This window comes from Pseudomonas sp. 10-1B (assembly GCF_000935045.1).
Classification (GTDB): Bacteria; Pseudomonadota; Gammaproteobacteria; order Pseudomonadales; family Pseudomonadaceae; genus Aquipseudomonas.
The window spans coordinates 172,804-193,980 of the sequence record NZ_JYKS01000007.1; the positions used below are offsets into that span (position 1 = coordinate 172,804).

The 21,177-nt window shown below is 63.9% G+C and carries 22 protein-coding genes; 15 read left to right on the plus strand and 7 right to left on the minus strand.

Translation table 11 applies throughout. The features are described from left to right. Positions 1-74: 74 nt before the first annotated feature. Genes rpoZ through TZ03_RS06025 form a run of 4 tightly spaced genes read left to right on the plus strand, consistent with a single transcriptional unit; the run spans position 75 to position 3,698 of the window. The gene (rpoZ, locus tag TZ03_RS06010; RefSeq protein WP_003253383.1) at positions 75-338 is read left to right on the plus strand and encodes a DNA-directed RNA polymerase subunit omega; all 264 of its coding nucleotides are present in this window, start codon (positions 75-77) and stop codon (positions 336-338) included. 59 nt (positions 339-397) lie between these two features. Next, on the plus strand, positions 398-2,506 hold the full coding sequence (gene spoT, locus TZ03_RS06015) for a bifunctional GTP diphosphokinase/guanosine-3',5'-bis pyrophosphate 3'-pyrophosphohydrolase (protein ID WP_051096432.1): 2,109 nt from the start codon (positions 398-400) through the stop codon (positions 2,504-2,506). A 23-nt stretch (positions 2,507-2,529) separates the two neighbouring features. Continuing rightward, positions 2,530-2,910, plus strand: a complete 381-nt coding sequence (locus TZ03_RS06020) for a RidA family protein (RefSeq protein ID WP_003253379.1) — start codon at positions 2,530-2,532, stop codon at positions 2,908-2,910. Positions 2,911-2,966: 56 nt separating this feature from the next. Further along, complete coding sequence (locus TZ03_RS06025) at positions 2,967-3,698, plus strand: hypothetical protein (protein WP_051096551.1); 732 nt, start codon at positions 2,967-2,969, stop codon at positions 3,696-3,698. A 166-nt stretch (positions 3,699-3,864) separates the two neighbouring features. On the opposite strand, the gene TZ03_RS06030 is transcribed toward TZ03_RS06025, so the two are convergent. Further along, positions 3,865-4,722, minus strand: a complete 858-nt coding sequence (locus TZ03_RS06030; RefSeq protein ID WP_051096434.1) for an SDR family oxidoreductase — start codon at positions 4,720-4,722, stop codon at positions 3,865-3,867. Between the two features lie 191 nt (positions 4,723-4,913). On the opposite strand from TZ03_RS06030, the gene exbB reads away from it, so the two are divergent. From exbB to TZ03_RS06060, 6 genes are all read left to right on the plus strand, one after another. Further along, positions 4,914-5,909, plus strand: a complete 996-nt coding sequence (gene exbB, locus TZ03_RS06035; protein ID WP_051096437.1) for a tonB-system energizer ExbB — start codon at positions 4,914-4,916, stop codon at positions 5,907-5,909. A 3-nt stretch (positions 5,910-5,912) separates the two neighbouring features. Then, positions 5,913-6,341, plus strand: a complete 429-nt coding sequence (gene exbD, locus TZ03_RS06040) for a TonB system transport protein ExbD (RefSeq protein ID WP_051096439.1) — start codon at positions 5,913-5,915, stop codon at positions 6,339-6,341. Beyond that, on the plus strand, positions 6,338-7,069 hold the full coding sequence (locus tag TZ03_RS06045; RefSeq protein ID WP_051096441.1) for an energy transducer TonB: 732 nt from the start codon (positions 6,338-6,340) through the stop codon (positions 7,067-7,069). Before exbD ends, TZ03_RS06045 begins: the two co-directional genes overlap by 4 nt. Positions 7,070-7,163: 94 nt before the next feature. Then, a complete protein-coding gene (locus tag TZ03_RS06050; protein WP_051096444.1) occupies positions 7,164-8,090 on the plus strand; it encodes a hydrogen peroxide-inducible genes activator in 927 nt (308 codons plus the stop codon). 3 nt (positions 8,091-8,093) lie between these two features. After that, on the plus strand, positions 8,094-10,172 hold the full coding sequence (recG, locus tag TZ03_RS06055; protein ID WP_051096446.1) for an ATP-dependent DNA helicase RecG: 2,079 nt from the start codon (positions 8,094-8,096) through the stop codon (positions 10,170-10,172). A 78-nt stretch (positions 10,173-10,250) separates the two neighbouring features. Continuing rightward, the gene (locus TZ03_RS06060) at positions 10,251-11,654 is read left to right on the plus strand and encodes an aminoacyl-tRNA deacylase and HDOD domain-containing protein (RefSeq protein WP_051096448.1); all 1,404 of its coding nucleotides are present in this window, start codon (positions 10,251-10,253) and stop codon (positions 11,652-11,654) included. A 130-nt stretch (positions 11,655-11,784) separates the two neighbouring features. On the opposite strand, the gene TZ03_RS06065 is transcribed toward TZ03_RS06060, so the two are convergent. From TZ03_RS06065 to TZ03_RS06080, 4 genes are all read right to left on the minus strand, one after another. Next, positions 11,785-12,159 carry a helicase gene (locus tag TZ03_RS06065; protein WP_051096449.1) on the minus strand — a complete coding sequence of 125 codons (375 nt, stop codon included), beginning with the start codon at positions 12,157-12,159 and terminating at the stop codon, positions 11,785-11,787. Between the two features lie 148 nt (positions 12,160-12,307). Beyond that, on the minus strand, positions 12,308-12,616 hold the full coding sequence (locus TZ03_RS06070; protein WP_051096450.1) for an HU family DNA-binding protein: 309 nt from the start codon (positions 12,614-12,616) through the stop codon (positions 12,308-12,310). Between the two features lie 187 nt (positions 12,617-12,803). Then, positions 12,804-13,952, minus strand: a complete 1,149-nt coding sequence (locus TZ03_RS06075) for an NAD(P)/FAD-dependent oxidoreductase (protein WP_051096451.1) — start codon at positions 13,950-13,952, stop codon at positions 12,804-12,806. A 16-nt stretch (positions 13,953-13,968) separates the two neighbouring features. Then, the gene (locus tag TZ03_RS06080; protein ID WP_003253349.1) at positions 13,969-14,136 is read right to left on the minus strand and encodes a rubredoxin; all 168 of its coding nucleotides are present in this window, start codon (positions 14,134-14,136) and stop codon (positions 13,969-13,971) included. 237 nt (positions 14,137-14,373) lie between these two features. On the opposite strand from TZ03_RS06080, the gene TZ03_RS06085 reads away from it, so the two are divergent. Both TZ03_RS06085 and ubiA read left to right on the plus strand, forming a co-directional pair. Further along, complete coding sequence (locus TZ03_RS06085) at positions 14,374-14,931, plus strand: chorismate--pyruvate lyase family protein (protein WP_051096452.1); 558 nt, start codon at positions 14,374-14,376, stop codon at positions 14,929-14,931. Continuing rightward, entirely contained in the window at positions 14,931-15,821 is an 891-nt protein-coding gene (gene ubiA / locus TZ03_RS06090; RefSeq protein ID WP_051096453.1) for a 4-hydroxybenzoate octaprenyltransferase, read from the plus strand. The genes TZ03_RS06085 and ubiA overlap by 1 nt, the downstream gene beginning before the upstream one ends. 214 nt (positions 15,822-16,035) lie before the next feature. Here ubiA and TZ03_RS06095 read toward each other — a convergent pair whose 3' ends face one another. Continuing rightward, complete coding sequence (locus tag TZ03_RS06095) at positions 16,036-16,407, minus strand: hypothetical protein (RefSeq protein ID WP_051096454.1); 372 nt, start codon at positions 16,405-16,407, stop codon at positions 16,036-16,038. 171 nt (positions 16,408-16,578) lie between these two features. Between TZ03_RS06095 and phoB the strand changes: the two genes are divergently transcribed. From phoB to TZ03_RS06110, 3 genes are all read left to right on the plus strand, one after another. After that, positions 16,579-17,268, plus strand: a complete 690-nt coding sequence (phoB, locus tag TZ03_RS06100; protein WP_003253341.1) for a phosphate regulon transcriptional regulator PhoB — start codon at positions 16,579-16,581, stop codon at positions 17,266-17,268. A 45-nt stretch (positions 17,269-17,313) separates the two neighbouring features. Continuing rightward, a complete protein-coding gene (gene phoR, locus TZ03_RS06105; RefSeq protein WP_051096455.1) occupies positions 17,314-18,621 on the plus strand; it encodes a phosphate regulon sensor histidine kinase PhoR in 1,308 nt (435 codons plus the stop codon). Positions 18,622-18,794: 173 nt separating this feature from the next. Continuing rightward, on the plus strand, positions 18,795-20,135 hold the full coding sequence (locus tag TZ03_RS06110; RefSeq protein ID WP_051096456.1) for a hemolysin family protein: 1,341 nt from the start codon (positions 18,795-18,797) through the stop codon (positions 20,133-20,135). A gap of 100 nt (positions 20,136-20,235) precedes the next feature. Here TZ03_RS06110 and TZ03_RS06115 read toward each other — a convergent pair whose 3' ends face one another. Continuing rightward, entirely contained in the window at positions 20,236-21,132 is an 897-nt protein-coding gene (locus tag TZ03_RS06115; protein WP_051096457.1) for a peptidoglycan DD-metalloendopeptidase family protein, read from the minus strand. Positions 21,133-21,177 lie beyond the last annotated feature (45 nt).

The following is a 21,177-nucleotide window of genomic DNA, read 5'->3' on the forward strand; positions in this document are numbered from 1 at the left end:
GAATTTTTATACTATCGAGTCCGCCTGCCCACTATTGGGCTGCACGCCCACCGCAATTGCTACTGAGGAAGACCATGGCCCGCGTAACTGTTGAAGACTGCCTGGAACACGTGGATAACCGCTTTGAGCTGGTCATGCTCTCGACCAAGCGCGCTCGCCAGCTGGCGACCGGCGGCAAAGAGCCACGCGTTGCGTGGGAAAACGACAAGCCGACCGTTGTCGCCCTGCGTGAAATCGCCGAAGGCATCGTCACCAACGAGTTCATCGCCGCTGAAGAGATCGTCACCGAGGATCCGGTGTTCGCCGCGTTCGAGGACGAGAACAACGAGGCTGTCTGATTGATGCCCGGTCGACGTCGCGCGGCGCAAGGCCCTTTTCCTCGGCAGGAGGTGAACCCATGCCGGGTATAGAAGCCTTGGCCGAACGGCTGTCGACCTATCTTGGCCCCGAACAGGTCAACCTGGTCCGGCGCGCCTATTTCTACGCCGAACAGGCCCACGATGGGCAGCGCCGCCGCAGTGGCGAGCCCTACGTGACCCACCCGCTGGCCGTGGCCAGCATCCTCGCCGATATGCACATGGACCATCAGAGCCTGATGGCGGCCATGCTGCACGACGTGATCGAAGACACCGGCATCGCCAAGGAAGCCCTCAGCCAGCAGTTTGGCGAGACCGTGGCCGAACTGGTCGATGGGGTCAGCAAGCTGACCCAGATGAACTTCGAGACCAAGGCCGAGGCGCAGGCCGAGAACTTCCAGAAAATGGCCATGGCCATGGCCCGCGATATCCGCGTGATCCTGGTCAAGCTGGCCGACCGCCTGCACAACATGCGCACCCTGGAAGTGCTGTCCGGCGAAAAGCGCCGGCGCATCGCCAAGGAAACCCTCGAGATCTACGCCCCCATCGCCAACCGCCTGGGGATGCACACCGTGCGCGTGGAGTTCGAGGACCTCGGCTTCAAGGCCATGCACCCGATGCGCTCGTCGCTGATTCACCGGGCGGTGAAAAGCGCACGCGGCAACCGCAAAGAGATCGTCGCCAAGATCGAGCACTCGCTGGCCAACTGCCTGGCCGCCGACGGTATCCAGGGCGAGGTCAGCGGCCGGCAGAAACACCTCTATGGCATCTACAAGAAGATGCGCGGCAAGCGCCGTGCCTTCAATGAGATCATGGACGTGTACGCCTTCCGCATCATCGTCGACAAGGTCGACACCTGCTACCGCGTGCTCGGCGCCGTGCACAACCTGTACAAGCCGCTGCCGGGGCGCTTCAAGGACTACATCGCGATCCCCAAGGCCAACGGCTACCAGTCGTTGCATACCACGCTGTTCGGCATGCACGGCGTGCCCATCGAAATCCAGATCCGCACCCGCGAGATGGAAGAGATGGCCAACAACGGCATCGCCGCGCACTGGCTGTACAAGTCCAACGACGACGAACAGCCCAAGGGCAGCCACGCCCGTGCCCGCCAGTGGGTCAAGGGCATCCTCGAGCTGCAGCAACGTGCCGGCAACTCGCTGGAATTCATCGAGAGCGTGAAGATCGACCTGTTCCCGGACGAGGTCTACGTGTTCACGCCCAAGGGCCGCATCATGGAGCTGCCCAAAGGCTCCACGGCCGTCGACTTCGCCTACGCGGTGCACACCGACGTCGGCAACAGCTGCATCGCCTGCCGCATCAACCGCCGCCTGGCGCCGCTGTCCGAACCGCTGCAGAGCGGCTCCACGGTGGAAATCGTCAGCGCCCCGGGCGCACGGCCGAACCCGGCCTGGCTCAACTTCGTGGTTACCGGCAAGGCACGCACGCACATCCGTCACGCGCTCAAGCAGCAGCGTCGCTCCGAGTCCATCAGCCTGGGCGAACGCCTGCTGAACAAGGTGCTCACCGGCTTCGACAGCAGCCTGGAGAAAATCCCCCAGGAGCGCATCCAGGCGATTCTCGCCGAGTACCGCCTGGAACTGATCGAAGACCTGCTGGAAGACATCGGCCTGGGCAACCGCATGGCCTACGTGGTCGCGCGCCGCCTGCTGTCGGCCGAAGGCGAGCAGTTGCCGGCGCCGGAAGGCCCGCTGGCGATCCGTGGTACCGAAGGCCTGGTGCTGAGCTATGCCAAGTGCTGCACGCCGATCCCGGGTGACCCGATCGTCGGCCACCTGTCGGCCGGCAAGGGCATGGTCGTGCACCTGGAAAACTGCCGCAACATCAGTGAAATCCGCCATAACCCGGAGAAGTGCGTGCAACTCTCCTGGGCCAAGGACATCACCGGCGAATTCAACGTCGAGCTGCGTGTCGAACTGGAGCACCAGCGCGGCCTGATCGCCCTGCTGGCCAGCAGCGTCAACGCCGCCGACGGCAACATCGAGAAAATCAGCATGGACGAACGCGACGGCCGTATCAGCGTGGTCCAACTGGTGGTCAGCGTGCACGACCGCGTGCACCTGGCGCGTGTGATCAAGAAGCTGCGTACCCTGACCGGTGTGGTCCGCATCACCCGCATGCGTACGTAGTCCGCCAACCGCAAGGAGTCATCATGAGCAAGACCGTCATCAACAGCGACAAGGCCCCTGCCGCCATCGGCACCTACTCGCAAGCGATCAAGGCTGGCAACACCGTGTACATGTCGGGCCAGATCCCACTGGACCCAAAAACCATGGAACTGGTCGAAGGCTTCGAAGCCCAGACCGTGCAGGTGTTCGAGAACCTCAAGGCCGTGGCTGAAGCCGCTGGCGGTTCGTTCAAGGACATCGTCAAGCTGAACATCTTCCTCACCGACCTGAGCCACTTCGCCAAGGTCAACGAGGTAATGGGCCGCTACTTCGAACAGCCGTACCCGGCTCGCGCCGCCATCGGCGTTGCCGCACTGCCAAAAGGCTCCCAGGTCGAAATGGACGCCATCCTGGTCATCGAATGATGCCCCCGGTGACGGGCGCCCTGCCCGTCACCCTCCCCCTGCAAGGTTACCCCGTCATGCGTCAAGCACTGCCCCTCGCGCTGGCAGCCCTGCTATTGGGCGGCTGCGCCAGCCACAAACCCGAAGATTTCAACGGCACCTGGATCAACCAGGACGCCATCACCGCTGCCGTCAAAGGCGGCAGCCTGCGCCAGGCGCTGAACGAGCACGGCCCGGTGTTCGAATGGAAGCTCGATGTCGCCAGCCAACAGGCCAGCTACAGCAATGGCTTCGAGGCCGCTGACGGCCAGCTGAGCGCCAATGACAAGCAATGGCAGGCCAGCTTCGGCGGCGGCCAGACCGAGCAGCTGTCGCTCGATGGCGACGAGCTGCAAGCTACCGACCAAAGCGGCACCAAGCAGACCTTCGTGCGCGCCAAGGCACCAGCAGCAGCCAATGCACCGCTGGGCAGCAGTTTCGAGAAGGCGTTGTACCAGGCCTACCTGGGCGGCAACTGGAAGATCGTCGAAGGCCAGGGCCAAGGTGCCAGCGTACGCTTCAGCGACACCGGCAACGTCACCGGCCTGCCCGGCCCGGACCGCTTCGCCCTGTGCCTGGCCGGCGATTGCGCGACCATGGGCGGCAGCAATGACAGCCTGTGGCTGGAGCGCAACCAGCGTGGTGCACCGTTCATCCTCAAGCGCGATGGCGACAAGCTGGAGATCTTCCAGGCGGTGAACCGTGCGCAGCCGGATGAAATGCCGCAACTGGCAGCGGGTAAGCGCCAGTGGGTGCTGGAGCAGAACTGACAGCTGACTTCGAGCCGAGCACCAGCCCCTGTGGGAGCGGCCTTGTGTCGCGATAGGGCCGCAAAGCGGCCCCAGGTTTTCAGCGGCGCCACATAGATTGCCGGGGCTGCTTCGCAGCCCTATCGCGACACAAGGCCGCTCCCACAGCGATCGCATAAGCTTGTGGTTAAGCTTTTCCCTCAAGAATCGCCGCATAGCCTTCCTTGTAACTCGGATACACCGGCGCCCAGCCCAACGCCCGGGCCCGGGCATTGCTGCAGCGCTTGCTGCCGGTACGCCGTACCCGCTGCTCATCGGACCACTCGGTAACCCCCATGTACGCTCGCAGCCAGACCACCACGTCGGCCAGCGGCGCCGGGTCGTCGTCAACGCCGATGTAGCAGTCATCCAGCACCTTGCCGTCAGCATCGGCCTGCAACAGGAACGCCAACAGGCTGGCCGCATCCTCGGCATGAATGCGGTTGCCATACAGCGGCGGCTCCTCAGCCACACGGTAGCCCTGGCGCACCTGGCTCAGCAGCCACTCGCGACCCGGGCCATAGATACCGGTCAGGCGCACCACGCTGGCCGGGATGCCGCTGGCCAGCGCCAGCCGTTCAGCCTCCAGCATCACCCGCCCGGAGTAACCTTCAGGCTCGGTGGCCGCGCCTTCCTCTATCCACTCGCCGTCCTTCTGCGCGTACACACTGCTGCTGGAGACGAACAGCAAGCGACGAGGACGCTGGCCACGTTCTGCCAGCCAGGCCAACACATGGCGCAAACCGTCGACATAGGCCGCCTGGTAACCCGCCTCGTCATGCTGGCTGGCCGCCACGCAGTACACCAGATAGTCCAGCGCACCTTGTGGCCAGGCTTGGGGAATCGACGGTTCGGCCAGGTCTGCGGCAACCGGCGCAACGCCCGCGGGCAACTGCCCGACCGAGCGCCGCAGGCCACTCACCTGCCAGCCGCGAGCCAGCATCTGCCGGGCAAGACGCCCACCCACATCACCACACCCCACCACCATCACGGAAAGGTCTGACATCACTAAACTCCCTAGACCAATTGATCAGCCCGTCTACGCTACACGATGGGCGGCTAGACCATAGGCGAAAAAAGCAGCAAGATTACTTTTGTTAACAAGAATTACTTGCAATAATGGCCGCCAATTTGTTCTCGGCCTACCCTCGAGGCCTTGGAGAACGTTCACTTTTTTCTTCATCAGGTCCGGCCAGCATGACACGTACTCAACCCTCCGCTTCGCCAACCCCGTCGCGCGCCTGGCGCGCCATCGCCGCGCTGACGCTCAGCCTGGTGCTGGCCCCGGTGGCCATGGCCGATGAGCCAACCGCCAATACCGCGACGCCTGCTGCCGCCACTGCTCCGGTAGCCCAGGATGCAGCTCCGGCCCCGGCTGCCGATGCGCAGGCGCAGGCGCCTGCTGCCGACGCAGCTGACGCCACTCCGGCCGAAGCACCGAGCGTGGTAGACCCAAGCGTCGAAGCACTGGTTGAAGACACCTCGCTGGGCATGGCCCACGACCTGTCCCCTTGGGGCATGTACAAGAACGCCGACATCGTGGTGAAGATCGTCATGATCGGCCTGGCCATCGCCTCGATCATCACCTGGACCATCTGGATCGCCAAAGGCTTCGAGCTGATGGGTGCCAAGCGCCGCCTGCGTGGTGAAATTGCCCTGCTGAAGAAATCCGCCAGCCTCAAGGAAGCCAGCGAAGTCTCCAACAAGGAAGGCACCCTGGCCCACACCCTGGTCCACGACGCCCTCGACGAGATGCGCCTGTCGGCCAACGCGCGCGAAAAAGAAGGCATCAAGGAGCGCGTCAGCTTCCGCCTGGAGCGCCTGGTGCACGCCAGCGGCCGCACCATGAGCAGCGGCACCGGCGTACTCGCCACCATCGGTTCCACCGCACCCTTCGTCGGCCTGTTCGGCACCGTGTGGGGCATCATGAACAGCTTCATCGGCATCGCCAAGACCCAGACCACCAACCTGGCCGTGGTTGCCCCTGGTATCGCCGAAGCCCTGCTGGCCACCGCCCTGGGCCTGGTCGCGGCAATCCCGGCCGTGGTCATCTACAACGTCTTCGCCCGCTCCATCGCCGGCTACAAGGCCCAGGTGTCCGACGCCTCCGCCCAGGTGCTGCTGCTGGTCAGCCGTGATCTGGACCACCAAGGCAGCGATCGCGCCGCCCCGCACATGGTGAAAGTGGGGTAAGCCATGGGCCTGCATCTCAACGAAGGTGGCGACGACCTCGCCGAAAACCACGAAATCAACGTTACGCCGTTCATCGACGTGATGCTGGTGCTGCTGATCATCTTCATGGTCGCTGCCCCCCTGGCCACGGTCGACATCAAGGTCGACCTGCCAGCCTCGACCGCCAAACCGGCGCCGAGGCCCGAGAAACCGGTGTTTGTCAGCGTCAAGGCCGACCAGAAGCTGTACGTCGGCGACGATCAGGTAGCGGCACCCGACCAGCTTGGCCCGATGCTCGACGCCAAGACCAAGGGTGACAAGGACACCACCATCTTCTTCCAGGCTGACAAAGGCGTGGATTACGGTGACCTGATGGAAGTGATGAACAACATGCGTGCCGCCGGCTACCTCAAGGTCGGTCTGGTAGGTCTCGAGACGGCAGCCAAGAAATGACAAAAACGCGCTCAAATATGGCGCGCTACGGTGGCAGCCTGGCGATCGTGCTGGGTGTGCACGTGGTCGCCGTGCTGCTGACGCTCAACTGGTCGGTGCCCCAGGCCATCGAGCTGCCCCCGGCAGCCATGATGGTCGAGCTGGCACCGTTGCCGGAGCCTGCGCCACCACCCCCACCCAAAGCGGCTCCGCAGCCACCGGCACCGGTCGAAGAACCGCCGTTGCCGAAGCTGGTGGAGGCACCCAAGCCCAAGATCGCTATCCACAAGCCGCCCAAGCCGAAGGCCAAGCCCCAGCCGCCCAAGCCCGAGAAAAAGCCTGAGCCGCCGAAGGAAGCGCCGCCGACCGAAGAGACGGTAGACGCACCGCCAAGCAACACGCCACCGCAGAAGTCGGCGGCACCGGCACCGAGCATCGCGTCCAACAGCAACGCCCTGCCAACCTGGCAGAGTGACCTGCTGCGCCACCTGGCCAAGTACAAGCGTTACCCGGAAGACGCACGCCGTCGCGGCCTGCAGGGCATCAACCGCCTGCGCTTCGTGGTCGACGCCGAAGGCAAGGTAGTGTCGTACGCCATGGCCGGTGGGTCGGGCAGTGCATCACTGGACCGGGCGACCCTGGAAATGATCCGTCGGGCCGGCACGGTACCCAAGCCACCACCCGAGTTGCTGAACAATGGCACGATCGAAGTCGTGGCACCGTTCGTCTACTCACTGGACCGCCGCTGAGACTTTTGTTTCTGTCACAAATCGGCAAGTCTGATAACGTGCGTCTATCGATTGCAGCCGCTATGCTGGGCCCGCAACTTCATGGACGCACGTTATGACCCTCACAGAATTACGCTACATCGTCACACTCGCCCAGGAGCAGCATTTTGGCCATGCTGCCGAACGCTGCCACGTGAGCCAGCCGACCCTGTCGGTCGGTGTGAAGAAGCTCGAGGACGAGCTTGGCGTTTTGATCTTCGAGCGCAGCAAGAGCGCGGTGCGCCTGACCCCGGTCGGTGAAAGCATCGTTGCCCAGGCACAGAAGGTACTGGAGCAGGCCCAGGGCATTCGCGAGCTGGCCCAGGCCGGCAAGAACCAGCTGACCGCCCCGCTCAAGGTCGGTGCCATCTATACCGTCGGCCCGTACCTGTTCCCGCACCTGATCCCGCAGCTGCACCGCGTGGCACCGCAGATGCCGTTGTACATCGAAGAAAACTTCACCCATGTACTGCGCGAAAAACTGCGCAACGGCGAACTGGACGCAGTGATCATCGCCCTGCCGTTCAACGAAGCCGACGTGCTGACCCTGCCGCTGTACGATGAACCGTTCTGCGCCCTGATGCCCGCCGACCACCCGTGGACGGCGAAAAAGACCATCGACACAGCCATGCTCAACGACAAGAGCCTGTTGCTGCTCGGCGAGGGCCACTGCTTCCGCGACCAGGTACTGGAAGCCTGTCCAACGCTGAACAAGGGCGGTGAAGGCTCCAAGCACACCACGGTCGAGTCCAGCTCGCTGGAAACCATCCGCCACATGGTGGCCTCGGGCCTTGGCGTTTCGATCCTGCCGCTGTCGGCGGTACACAGCCATCACTATGCCCCCGGCGTCATCGAAGTACGCCCGCTGACCGCACCGGCGCCATTCCGCACCGTGGCCATTGCCTGGCGCGCCAGTTTCCCGCGGCCGAAGGCCATCGAGATTCTCGCCGACTCGATCCGCCTGTGCTCGGTCGCCAAAGCCCCTGCGGAACAATCGGCCTGAGTCATGAGTGAGCTGTCGAAGGTCCCGGTCACGGTCCTCAAGGGGGTTGGCGAGGCCATGGCGGAAAAACTCGCCAAGGTCGGCCTGGAGAACCTGCAGGATGTGCTGTTCCACCTGCCCCTGCGCTACCAGGACCGTACCCGCGTGGTGCCGATCGGCCAGTTGCGTCCAGGCCAGGACGCCGTGATCGAGGGCGTGGTCAGCGGTGCCGACGTGACCATGGGCAAGCGCCGCAGTCTGGTGGTGCGCCTGGGCGACGGCAGTGGCGTGCTGAGCCTGCGCTTCTACCACTTCAGCAACGCGCAGAAGGAAGGCCTCAAGCGTGGCACCCACCTGCGCTGCTACGGCGAAGCCCGCCCCGGGGCGTCGGGCCTGGAGATCTACCACCCGGAGTATCGCGCGCTGAATGGCGACGAACCGCCGCCACCGGTCGAGCAGACCCTGACGCCGATCTATCCGTCCACCGAAGGCCTCACCCAGCAACGCCTGCGCCTGTTGTGCCAGCAGAGCCTGGGCCTGCTCGGCCCACGCAGCCTGCCCGACTGGTTACCGGATGAATTGGCCCGGGATTACCACTTGGCGCCGCTGGACGATGCCATCCGTTACCTGCACAACCCGCCGGCCGACGCCGACCTCGACGAGCTTGCCGAAGGCCAGCACTGGGCCCAGCACCGCCTGGCCTTCGAAGAGCTGCTGACCCACCAACTGTCGCAGCAGCGCCTGCGCGAAAGCCTGCGCAGCCTGCGGGCGCCGGTACTGCCCAAGGCCACGCGCCTGCAAGCCCAGTACCTGGCCAACCTGGGCTTCCAGCCGACCGGCGCGCAGCAGCGGGTAGCCAACGAAATTGCCTACGACCTCAGCCAGCACGAGCCGATGATGCGCCTGGTACAGGGCGACGTGGGTGCCGGCAAGACCGTGGTCGCCGCCCTGGCCGCCCTGCAGGCCCTGGAGGCGGGCTACCAGGTGGCGTTGATGGCACCCACCGAGATCCTCGCCGAACAGCACTACATCACCTTCAAGCGCTGGCTGGAGCCGTTGGGCATCGAAGTGGCCTGGCTGGCCGGCAAGCTCAAGGGCAAGGCCCGGGCCAGCGCCCTGGAGCAGATCGCCAACGGTGCGCCGATGGTGGTCGGCACCCATGCACTGTTCCAGGAAGAGGTGAAGTTCAAGCACCTGGCCCTGGCGATCATCGATGAACAGCACCGTTTTGGCGTGCAGCAACGCCTGGCCCTGCGCAAGAAGGGTGTGGCCGGCGAGTTGTGCCCGCACCAGCTGATCATGACCGCCACCCCTATTCCGCGCACCCTGGCCATGAGCGCCTACGCCGACCTGGACACCTCGGTGCTCGACGAACTGCCGCCTGGGCGTACACCGGTGAACACCGTGCTTGTGGCCGACAGCCGCCGCTTCGAAGTGGTCGAGCGGGTACGCGCCGCCTGCGCCGAAGGGCGCCAGGCCTATTGGGTATGCACCCTGATCGAAGAGTCCGAAGAGTTGACCTGCCAGGCAGCCGAAAGCACCTATGAGGAGCTTGGCAGCGCCTTGGGCGAGCTGCGGGTCGGGCTGATCCACGGGCGCATGAAACCGGCGGAAAAAGCCGAGATCATGGTCGAGTTCAAGGCCGGCAACCTGCAGTTGCTGGTCGCCACCACGGTGATCGAAGTAGGCGTGGACGTACCCAATGCCAGCCTGATGATCATCGAGAACCCCGAGCGCCTGGGTCTGGCCCAGCTGCACCAGCTGCGCGGCCGGGTTGGCCGGGGCAGTGCCGTGAGCCATTGCGTGCTGTTGTACCACCCACCGCTGTCGCAGATCGGCCGCGAGCGCCTGGGCATCATGCGTGAAACCAACGACGGCTTCATCATCGCCGAGAAGGACCTGGAACTGCGTGGCCCGGGCGAGATGCTGGGGACCCGCCAGACCGGCCTGCTACAGTTCAAAGTCGCCGACCTGATGCGCGACGCCGACCTGCTACCAGCCGTGCGCGATGCTGCCCAGGCCCTGATCGCACGCTGGCCGGAACACGTCAGCCCGCTGCTCGACCGCTGGCTGCGTCATGGCCAGCAATATGGCCAAGTGTGACGCCAGTCGCAGAGTGGATCCAGATTTGCCCCGGGGCTGGTTATACTTCGCGTTTAAAAGAATCAGTGGATACGGACCATGACTGAAGTTGCCCTGGACACCGCAACCCCACACACGCCTTCTGTCATCAAGCTGCTGCTCGACAAGCTCGGCGTGACCTACCGGGAGGTGGTCGAGCATCCGCACCTGCCGGCAGCGTCGCGCGTACAGGCGGTGCTGCTCGACGACGAAGTCGGCGCCCTGATGGTGCTGTTCCCGCAGAGCCAGCTGTTGGACCTCAACCGCCTGGCCGAACTGACCGGGCGCAAGCTCACCGCAGTGTCGGTACCGCGCCTCAAGCAGATGCTCGACAAGCACCAGCTCAAGGCCCTGCCGGCCATCCCCGCGCTGACCAGTTCGCCGTGCCAGTACGAAAAAAGCCTGCTAGACGCCGAAACGCTGTACATCCAGTCCGGCGAAGCCGGCCTGCTGCTGGCAATCGATAGCGCGCCCTTCAAGCGCATGCTGGCCAAGGCCAGCGCCAGCAGCTTCGGCCAGGAAGTCGAGGCCATCAGCCCCAACCTCGACCGCCCCGATGATGACACCCGGGAAATCAGCCAGGCAGTCCAGGCCTTCACCGCCCGACGCATCCAGAAGCGCCTGGAGGAAACCATCGAAATCCCGCCACTGGCCGACACCGCGCAGAAGATCATCAAGCTGCGGGTAGACCCCAACGCCAGCATCGACGACATCACCGGCGTGGTCGAAACCGACCCGGCGCTGGCAGCGCAGGTGGTGAGCTGGGCGGCATCGCCCTACTACGCCTCCCCTGGCAAGATCCGCTCGGTGGAAGATGCCATCGTGCGCGTGCTGGGTTTCGACCTGGTGATCAACCTGGCTTTGGGCCTGGCGCTGGGCAAGACCCTGAGCCTGCCGAAAGACCGCCCGCAGCAGGCCACGCCGTACTGGCAGCAGTCGATCTACACGGCCGCGATCATCGAAGGCCTGACCCGCGCCATGCCAAGGGCCGAGCGCCCCGAGGCAGGCCTGACCTACCTGGCCGGGCTGCTGCACAACTTTGGCTACTTGCTGCTGGCCCATGTGTTCCCGCCGCATTTCTCGCTGATCTGCCGTCACCTGGAGGTCAACCCGCACCTGAACCACACGTACGTGGAACAGCACCTGCTGGGCATCAGCCGCGAACAGATCGGCGCCTGGCTGATGAAACTGTGGGACATGCCGGAGGAGCTTTCGACCGCGCTGCGTTTCCAGCACGACCCGGCCTACGACGGCGAGTATTCGGCATTCCCCAACCTGGTGTGCCTGGCCACCCGGCTGCTGCGCTCGCGGGGGATTGGTTCGGGGCCGCAGGAAGAGATTCCGGACGAGCTGCTGGAGCGCCTGGGGATTACCCGGGACAAGGCCGAGGATGTGGTGAACAAGGTGCTTGAGGCCGAGAGCCTGCTGCGCGAGCTTGCCTCGCAGTTTCACGCACCGCATTAAGCATTAACGCATGATCTGTGGGAGCGGGCATGCCCGCGAACACCGGCGAAGCCGGTGCCATGCACCGCGTCGCCTATTTCGCGGGCTCGCCCGCTCCCACAGGTAGAAGCACCAGCATTCCTGTTGGATTTCAGCCCTTCTTCTTCGGTTTCAGGTACTTCATCAAGCCCTGGAACCACATCACCAGCGCCGGGTTGCCCTTGATCTGGATGTTCTTGTCCTGAATCCCCTGCATGAACGCCAACTGCTTGTTGCCCGCCTGCATGGTGGCAAAGCCGTAGGCGGCGTCCTTGAAGGCAATGGCGAACGCCGGCTGCGGGTGCGCGCCGCCCTTGCTGCTGATGCGCTCGTCGTTGACGATGAAGTGCCGGGCAACCTTGCCGTCCAAGGTCTGCATCTGGAACACCAGGTCCTTGCCCTTGAGCTGCTGCTGGAACGCCGGGTTGTTGCGGCTGGCCCTGGACATCAACAGCCCCATGGCCCAGAGAAGAAAGCGGAACTTCATCAACGCGCCTCGAATAAAAAGTGACCAAGGCGCGCAGTTTATCCTTTTCCTGAACCATTTATGCAAGTTCGAAACACTTTGCCTGCAGAACGCACAACGGGCGCCCTGGGGCGCCCGCTTGGCTGACACTGGGGTTGTCAGGTAGCGATCACTTGCCTTTCTTGGCCGGCTTGGCAGCTTTTTTGGCTTCGTTGACTTCGTCGCGCAGGTTCTTGCCTGGCTTGAAGGCCACGGTATTGCTGGCCTTGATCTTGACCGGCTCACCGGTTTGCGGGTTCTTGCCGGTACGCGCACCGCGATGACGTTTTTCGAAGGTACCGAAACCGACCAGGGTCACGGTGTCCTTGTCCAGGGCGCCGGTGATGCTGTCGAGAATCGCGTTCAAAACCTGATTGGCCTTTTCCTTGGTCAGATCGGCCTTATCGGCGATGACGGCGGCGAGTTCTGGTTTGCGCATAGTGAAGCCTCTTTGACGGAATTCTTGTTGTTATGCCGTGCTGCCTCTAGGAGCAGCGCTCAAGGCACCGCAGGCTCTAACCTGCGGCAGACGGGAGTGAGAATGGCACGTGCTCAAGGGTCGCGCCAGTATCTGCGCGGCCATTGTGTAGGCAACAACAGGATAAATCCGACAGAACGCCTGCTATTTACGCCATAACCGCTGGCAACTGGCGATTCAACGCCAGCTTTTCCATCACCGCCGCCCCGGTCAGGGCGTAGCCCAGCAGTTTGCCGTCGGCATCAAGGCACAGCACCTTGAGGTCACTGCCCTGCCCCTCTACCTGCCAGTTGCCTTCGTGGCCCTGTGGCGGTGGCGAGACCACCAGCGGGCAGGCCGGGGTTTTCACGGTGATCGGCATCGGCCCGTAGGCAACCGCCGTCGGCTTTCCAGCCAGGGTTTGCGCCAAGGCCCGGGCACAACTCATCAGCGGCATCACATACAGCAGGTTGATGCCATCGACTTCGGCACAGTCGCCAAGGGCGAAGATATTGGCATGAGAGGTTCGTAACTCGCGATCGACGCAGACCCCGCGATTGGTCTGCAAGCCGGCTGCGGCGGCCAGATCGGTGCGCGGGCGCAGGCCGATGGCTGAAACCACCAGGTCGCAGGCGATCACACTGCCATCCGACAGGTGCGCCTCCAGGCCGCTATCCACCTGCTGCAGACGGGTCAGCACCGGGCCCAGATGAAAGCGCACGCCCAGGCCTTCCAGCCCGCCCTGCACCGCCGAAGCCGCGGCCGGGTGCAGCAGGGTCGGCATGACCTGCTCGCACGGCGCGACCACGTCGACCTGGAAACCGCCCTGGCTCATGTCGTTGGCGAATTCGCAGCCGATCAGGCCGGCACCGAGGATCAACACGCGCTGTTTGCCGACGGCAGCGGCACGGAAGCGCGCGTAGTCTTCGAGGTCGTTGATCGGGAATACCAGGTGGCCGCCATCGCCTTCGATCGGCACTTGCACGGTCTGCGCGCCCCAGGCCAGCACCAGGTCACGGTATGCCACCGCCTCTTCGCCGATCCACAGGCGTTTGTGGCCCGGGTCGATACCGCTGATACGGGTATGGGTGCGGATCTCGGCGTTCAGTTGCTCGGCCATGGCGCCCGGCTCGGCCATGCACAGGCCATCGGCATCCTTGCGCTTGGCAAAACCCATGGAGAGCATGGGCTTGGAGTAGGAACGACCGTCATCGGCAGTGATCAGCAGCAGCGGCGTCTGCGCATCGAGCTTGCGAAATTCACGGGCCAGGTTGTAGCCAGCAAGGCCGGTACCGATGATAACCACAGGGGACGTCATGTCGTGCTTGCCTCGCTTAGCCGATGGAGATCATTTCAAAATCGCTTTTGCCGACACCGCAGTCGGGGCACAGCCAGTCTTCAGGCACATCTTCCCAACGAGTGCCGGGGGCGATGCCGTCGTCGGGCCAGCCTTCGGCTTCGTCGTAGATCAGGCCGCAGACAATACATTGCCACTTTTTCATGGGGGTGGATTTCCTCGGTTCAGGCTAGGGCTTTGTGTTGCTGCTGATGGCCTCTTCGCGGGTGAACCCGCTCCTACAGGTACTCCACAGGTCTTGAGGGTGTGGGAGCGGGTTCACCCGCGAAGAAGCCAGCGCGCAATTCTTGGGGGCTTTGTAGCGGCCCTGCCAGCAGTATGCAAGCAGTCGGGGCAATCATGCTAAGCTCGCCGCCTCTCTGGTTGTAACAAGCAGACCGACGTGTCGTACGAATCCCCGCAAGCAGCCGCTGTCGCGTGGCTGCCGTATTCACGGCTGGCGACCGACATCGACCAGCCCACCCTTGACTGGCTGTTCGACGAGGGCTCGCTGACCCGCCGCCTGACCCGCCTGTCCCATGATCACTTTTCCGTCACCCCGCTGTTCGAGGGCTGGCAACCGCTGCGCGATGACGAATGCCAAGCGCTGGGCATCGCTGCCGGTGCCGAGGGCTGGGTGCGCGAGGTATACCTGCGCGGCCATGGCCAGCCGTGGGTGTTCGCCCGCAGTGTCGCCAGCCGCAGCGCCCTGGAGCGCGGCGGCCTGGACCTGGAAACCCTGGGCAGCCGCTCGCTGGGCGAGTTGCTGTTCTGCGACCAGGCTTTCATCCGCCACCCCATCGAAGTGTGCAGTTATCCACAGCTCTGGCTGCCGACCGAAGCCGCCCACGCGGCGCTTTGGGGTCGCCGCTCACGCTTTGAACGTGGCGGCCTGGAGCTGCTGGTGGCAGAAGTGTTCCTGCCGGCATTGTGGCAAGCGGCCAAGGAGGAAAACCGCTGATGTACCTGCAACTGCTCAAGGCGCTCAACAACCTGCACCCGCGGGCCTGGGACTTCGTCCAGCTCAGCCGCATGGACCGGCCGATCGGTATCTACCTGCTGCTGTGGCCGACCTTGTCGGCGGTGTGGATCGCCGGCAACGGTTCACCGACACTGGCCAATGTGTTGATCTTCGGTTTCGGCGTGGTGCTGATGCGCGCTGCGGGCTGCTGCATCAACGACTTTGCCGACCGCAAGGTGGACGGCCACGTCAAGCGCACCGCCGACCGCCCGCTGGCCAGCGGCCGGGTCAGGCCACGCGAGGCGCTGGCGCTGTTCGCCATCCTGGTCGGGGTAAGCTTCCTGCTGGTGCTGTGCACCAACAGCCGCACCGTGTGGCTGTCGTTTGGCGCGGTGGCGCTGGCGTTCTGCTACCCGTTCATGAAGCGCTACACCTACTACCCACAGGTGGTGCTGGGGGCCGCGTATTCCTGGGGCATTCCCATGGCCTTCACGGCAGCGGGGGGCGAGCTGCCGGCCAGCGCCTGGCTGCTGTATATCGCCAACCTGCTGTGGACGGTGGGTTACGACACCTACTACGCCATGGTCGACCGTGATGACGACCTGAAGATTGGCGTGAAGTCGACCGCGATCCTGTTCGGCGACGCCGACCGGGCGATCATCCTGACCTTGCAGTTGCTGTCGCTGGGCTGTCTGTTGCTGGCGGGTAGCCGTTTCGAGCTGGGTGGCTGGTTCCACCTGGGGCTGCTGGGCGCTGCGGCGTGCTTTGCCTGGGAGTACTGGTCGACGCGCAAGCTGGACCGGGAATCGTGCTTCAAGGCGTTTCTGCACAATCACTGGGCGGGGATGCTGGTGTTCATCGGCGTGGTGCTGGATTACGCGCTGCGCTGAGGCTGATGGCCCTATCGCCGGCAAGCCAGCTCCCACCTCGACCGCATAGGCCTCAAGCCCTATGCAGTACCTGTGGGCCGGCTTGCCGGCGATGAGGCCAGTCCAGGCAATACAAGACAGTTGTTCCCACAGGTACGGCGCCACCTTCAGGGCTTGCACATAACCTGTGGGAGCTGGCTTGCCGGCGATGGGCCGCAGAGCGGCCCCGACAATCTCAAGGCTTGGCGATGTGCCAGACGTCTTTCACACCGTCACCGGTCTTGTCCCCGGCCTTCTTGTCCTTGACGAAGGTGTACAGCGGCTTGCCGTCATAAGCCCACTGCTTGGTGCCGTCATCGCGCATCAACACCGTCCACTTGTCCTTGGCCGGTTCGTCATCGGCCTTGACCATCAGCGGTGGCCAGTTCTTCGCGCATTCGCCATTGCACATCGACTTGCCGCCTGCATCCTTGTCAAAGGTATACAGCGTCATGCCGGCATGATCGACCCACATACCGTCCTTCTCCATGGCATGGTGGGCCGATGCCACCCCCGGAAGCGCCAGCGCAGTGAAAAGGGCCATCCAGCTCAGCGTTTGTCGTGTCATTGGATTCACCATTGTTTCGGGGGGATGAGTACGAGTTGCCGCGATTGCGGCCCCTTGAAGCCTAGTTCAGTCACGGAATGTCGCCAGAACGGCCAACACCCTGTCACACAGCTGCAATAATTCCGTTATCTAATGCGGGCCAAGACACCGAATCCAGGAGAGGTTTTGAGCATGGTTGGCAGGAACATTCTGATCGTCGACGACGAAGCGCCTATTCGCGAGATGATCGCCGTTGCCCTGGAAATGGCCGGCTATGACTGCCTGGAAGCGGAAAACTCCCAACAGGCCCACGCGATCATCGTCGACCGCAAACCCGACCTGATCCTGCTCGACTGGATGCTGCCGGGCACCTCCGGCATCGAGTTGGCCCGCCGCCTCAAGCGCGACGAACTGACCGGCGACATCCCGATCATCATGCTCACCGCCAAGGGCGAAGAGGACAACAAGATCCAGGGCCTGGAAGTAGGCGCCGACGACTACATCACCAAGCCGTTCTCGCCGCGCGAGCTGGTCGCCCGCCTGAAAGCCGTGCTGCGCCGCACCGGCCCGAGCGACAGCGAGGCACCGATCGAAGTCGGCGGCCTGCTGCTCGACCCGATCAGCCACCGCGTGACCATCGATGGCAAGCCAGCCGAGATGGGCCCCACCGAATACCGCCTGCTGCAGTTCTTCATGACCCACCAGGAGCGCGCCTATACCCGTGGCCAGTTGCTGGACCAGGTGTGGGGCGGCAACGTCTATGTCGAGGAGCGCACCGTCGACGTGCACATCCGTCGCCTGCGCAAGGCACTGGGTGAAGCCTACGAAAATCTGGTACAAACCGTCCGCGGCACCGGCTACCGCTTCTCGACCAAAAGCTGACAAGTCGGCAAGCCAAGCTGCACGTCGTTGTACAAGGACCGTCAATTGAACCAGAACTGGCACGCGACCCTGATTCGCCATCTGCTGCTGCTGATTACCGTCTGCCTGATCGGCGGGCTGGTCAGCGGCTACTACGGCTGGAGCCTGGCCATTGGCCTGGCGCTCTACCTGGGCTGGACCCTCAAGCAACTGCTGCGCCTGCATGACTGGCTGCGCAACCACCAACCCGACGAAGCACCGCCCGATGGCTACGGCCTGTGGGGCGAGGTGTTCGACAGCATCTACCACCTGCAACGCCGCGACCAACGCGTGCGCGGCCGCCTGCAGGCAGTGATCGACCGGGTGCAGGAGTCCACTGCCGCGCTGCGCGACGCGGTGATCATGCTCGACAGCGACGGCAACCTGGAATGGTGGAACCGCGCCGCCGAAACCCTGCTGGGCTTCAAGACCCCACAGGACGGCGGCCAGCAAGTGACCAACCTGGTGCGTCACCCGCGCTTCAAGGAGTACTTCGAGGCGGAGAACTACCTCGAACCGCTGGAAATCCCCTCACCGATCAACGACCGCATGCGCGTGCAGTTGCACATCACTCGCTACGGCAACAACGAGCACCTGATGCTGGTACGCGATGTCACCCGCATCCACCAGCTGGAACAGATGCGCAAGGACTTCGTCGCCAACGTATCCCACGAACTGCGCACGCCGCTGACGGTGATCACCGGCTACCTGGAAACCCTGCTGGACAACGTCGAGGACGTGAACCCGCGCTGGAGCCGGGCCCTGCAGCAGATGAGCCAGCAAGGCTCGCGCATGCAGACCTTGCTCAACGACCTGTTGCTGCTGGCCAAGCTGGAGGCCACCGACTACCCGTCGGACAATCAGCCGGTGGCGGTCGATGCCTTGCTCGCCGCAATCAAGAATGACGCCCAGGCCCTATCCGGGCCGCGCAACCAGCGCATCACCCTCGAAGCCGCGCCCGGCGTGCGCCTGAAGGGCAGCGAGTCGGAGTTGCGCAGTGCCTTTTCCAACCTGGTGTTCAATGCGGTCAAGTACACCCAGGACGAAGGCAGCATCCGTATCCGCTGGTGGGTCGATGGCCAGGGCGCGCACTTGTCGGTGCAGGATTCGGGGGTGGGTATCGACGCCAAGCACCTGCCCCGCCTGACCGAACGCTTCTACCGGGTAGATTCCAGCCGTGCGTCGAATACCGGCGGCACCGGGCTGGGGCTGGCGATCGTCAAGCATGTGCTGATGCGCCACCGGGGCAAGTTGGAGATCAGCAGCGTGCCGGGGCATGGCAGTACCTTTACCTGTCATTTTGCGCCGGCACAATTGGCCAACGGCAAGGGTTGATATGGGGGCTGCTGCGCAGCCCTTCGCGGGCACGCCCGCTCCCACAGGGACCGTAATCAACCCTTCACGCTTTGCTTTTGCAGCCCCAGCCGCTACATTGGACCCCCTGTGCCAGCAAGAGCTGGCACTTTTTTTCTCCCTATCTCAAAGACGGACCCCGTAAAAACTCCATCATGGACCCTTCCCCTGGTATCAGCCTCACCTCGCTGTTCGCCGATTTCGGCATGATCATCTTTGCCTTGCTCCTGGTGCTGCTCAACGGCTTCTTCGTTGCCGCCGAGTTCGCCATGGTCAAGCTGCGCGCCACCCGCGTCGAGTCCATCGCCGAGCTGCATGGCTGGCGTGGCAGCATCCTGCGCAAAGTACATAACCAGCTCGACGCTTACCTGTCGGCCTGCCAGCTGGGCATCACCCTCGCCTCCCTCGGCCTGGGCTGGGTCGGCGAGCCAGCCTTCGCCCACCTGCTGGAGCCGCTGCTGGCGTACCTGGGCGTGGACACGCCCGAACTGATCAAGGCGATCTCGTTCTTCATCGCTTTCTTCGTCATCTCCTACCTGCACATCGTGGTCGGCGAGCTGGCCCCCAAGTCCTGGGCCATCCGCAAGCCCGAGCTGCTGTCGCTATGGACCGCCGTGCCGCTGTACCTGTTCTACTGGGCGATGTACCCGGCCATCTACCTGCTCAACGCCAGCGCCAACGCCATCCTGCGTATTGCAGGGCAAGGCGAACCTGGCCCACACCACGAGCACCACTACAGCCGTGAAGAGCTCAAGCTGATCCTGCACTCCAGCCGTGGGCAGGACCCTAGCGACCAGGGCATGCGCGTGCTGGCCTCGGCCGTGGAAATGGGCGAGCTGGAGGTGGTCGACTGGGCCAACTCCCGCGAGGACATGGTCAGCATCGACGCCCATGCGCCGCTGAAGCAGATCCTGGCACTGGTGCGCCGCCACAAGTTCAGCCGCTACCCGGTGTACGACGCCGAGCGCGAGGAGTTCACCGGCCTGCTGCACATCAAGGACCTGCTGCTGGAGCTGGCCGAGCTCGAACACCTGCCCAAGACCATCGACCTGGACGACCTCGCCCGCCCGCTGGAGCGCGTATCCCGGCACATGCCGCTGGCGCAGTTGCTGGAACAGTTCCGCAAGGGTGGCGCGCACTTCGTGCTGGTGGAGGAAGCCGATGGCAAGGTGATCGGCTACCTGACCATGGAAGACGTGCTGGAAGTGCTGGTGGGCGACATCCAGGACGAGCACCGCAAGACCGAACGCGGCATCCTCGCCTACCAGCCGGGCAAGCTGCTGGTACGGGGTGACACGCCGCTGTTCAAGGTCGAACGCCTGCTGGGTATCGACCTTGACCACATCGAGGCGGAGACCCTGGCCGGGTTGATCTACGAGACCCTCAAGCGCGTGCCTGAGGAAGAGGAAGTGCTGGAGGTCGAGGGGCTGCGCATCATCATCAAGAAGATGAAGGGGCCGAAGATTGTTTTGGCCAAGGTGCTGAAGCTGGATTGAGGGCCATTCGCGGGCTCGCCCGCTCCCACAGGATCACCAAAGGCCGCGCCTTTCAGATTACCTGTGGGAGCGGGCGAGCCCGCGAAGAGGCCGCCACGGATCATGGGTTACCCGCAGTAAAGTCAGGCAACCCGCCGATCGGCCTGTCGAACTGATAAGGGATCGACTCCAGCGCCAACCCCACATTGCGCTGCACCACGAAATGCAGGTGCGGCCCGGTGCTGTTGCCGGTATTACCGGATTTGGCCAGCATCTGCCCCTGGCGCACCCGCTGCCCCTCCGCCACCACTACCGAACCGCGCATCAGGTGCAGGTACACGCCCATGGTGCCGTCCGGGTGCAGGATCCTGACAAAGTTGCCCGACGGGTTGGGCTCACGCCCGCTCTGGCTGTTCTGCGTCTTCACCACCACCCCTTCCCGCGCCGCGATGATGGTGGTGCCTTCGGGCATGGCGATATCCATGGCATAGCGCCCCTTTGGGCCAAAATGGCTGACACGGCCATTGGGGCCCTGGGTCACGCGGAACGGCCCGCCGAGCCACGGGAACGCATAGCGGAAGCCCTGCGGCCGCTTGCCCGGGTCACCCATGGCCTGCAGCAGGGTCGAACGGTAGTTCAGCAGCAGCCCGGGCCGCCCCCGGAGCACGCTGAGCAGCTGCGTGGTGCGCGGCGGCAGCAGTCGCCGCACGATACGCGGGGCATCGCCGCCTTGTGCGTTCACCAGGTTATCCAGGCGCAGCTCGACCTCCACCGGCACATGCAGCTCGTTGCGCGCCGAGAAGCTCACGCCACCGTCGAAGGTTTTCGCGTTCAGCAGCACCTGGCCTTCGAGCGTTTCGACCATGGGCTCACGCAGCACCAAGGGTTTGGCGCCGGGGCCAGGCCGGTCGGAATAAGAGACCACCCCGTTATCGTCGGTGATCTTGTAGAGGGTCACACCCAGGCTCGACGCCGAGGCCATGAGCAATGCACAGAACAGCAGCAGGCGCGCGGGCATGATAGTGGCTTTTTGACAGTTATGATTTGTCGAAGCCTAGCAGCG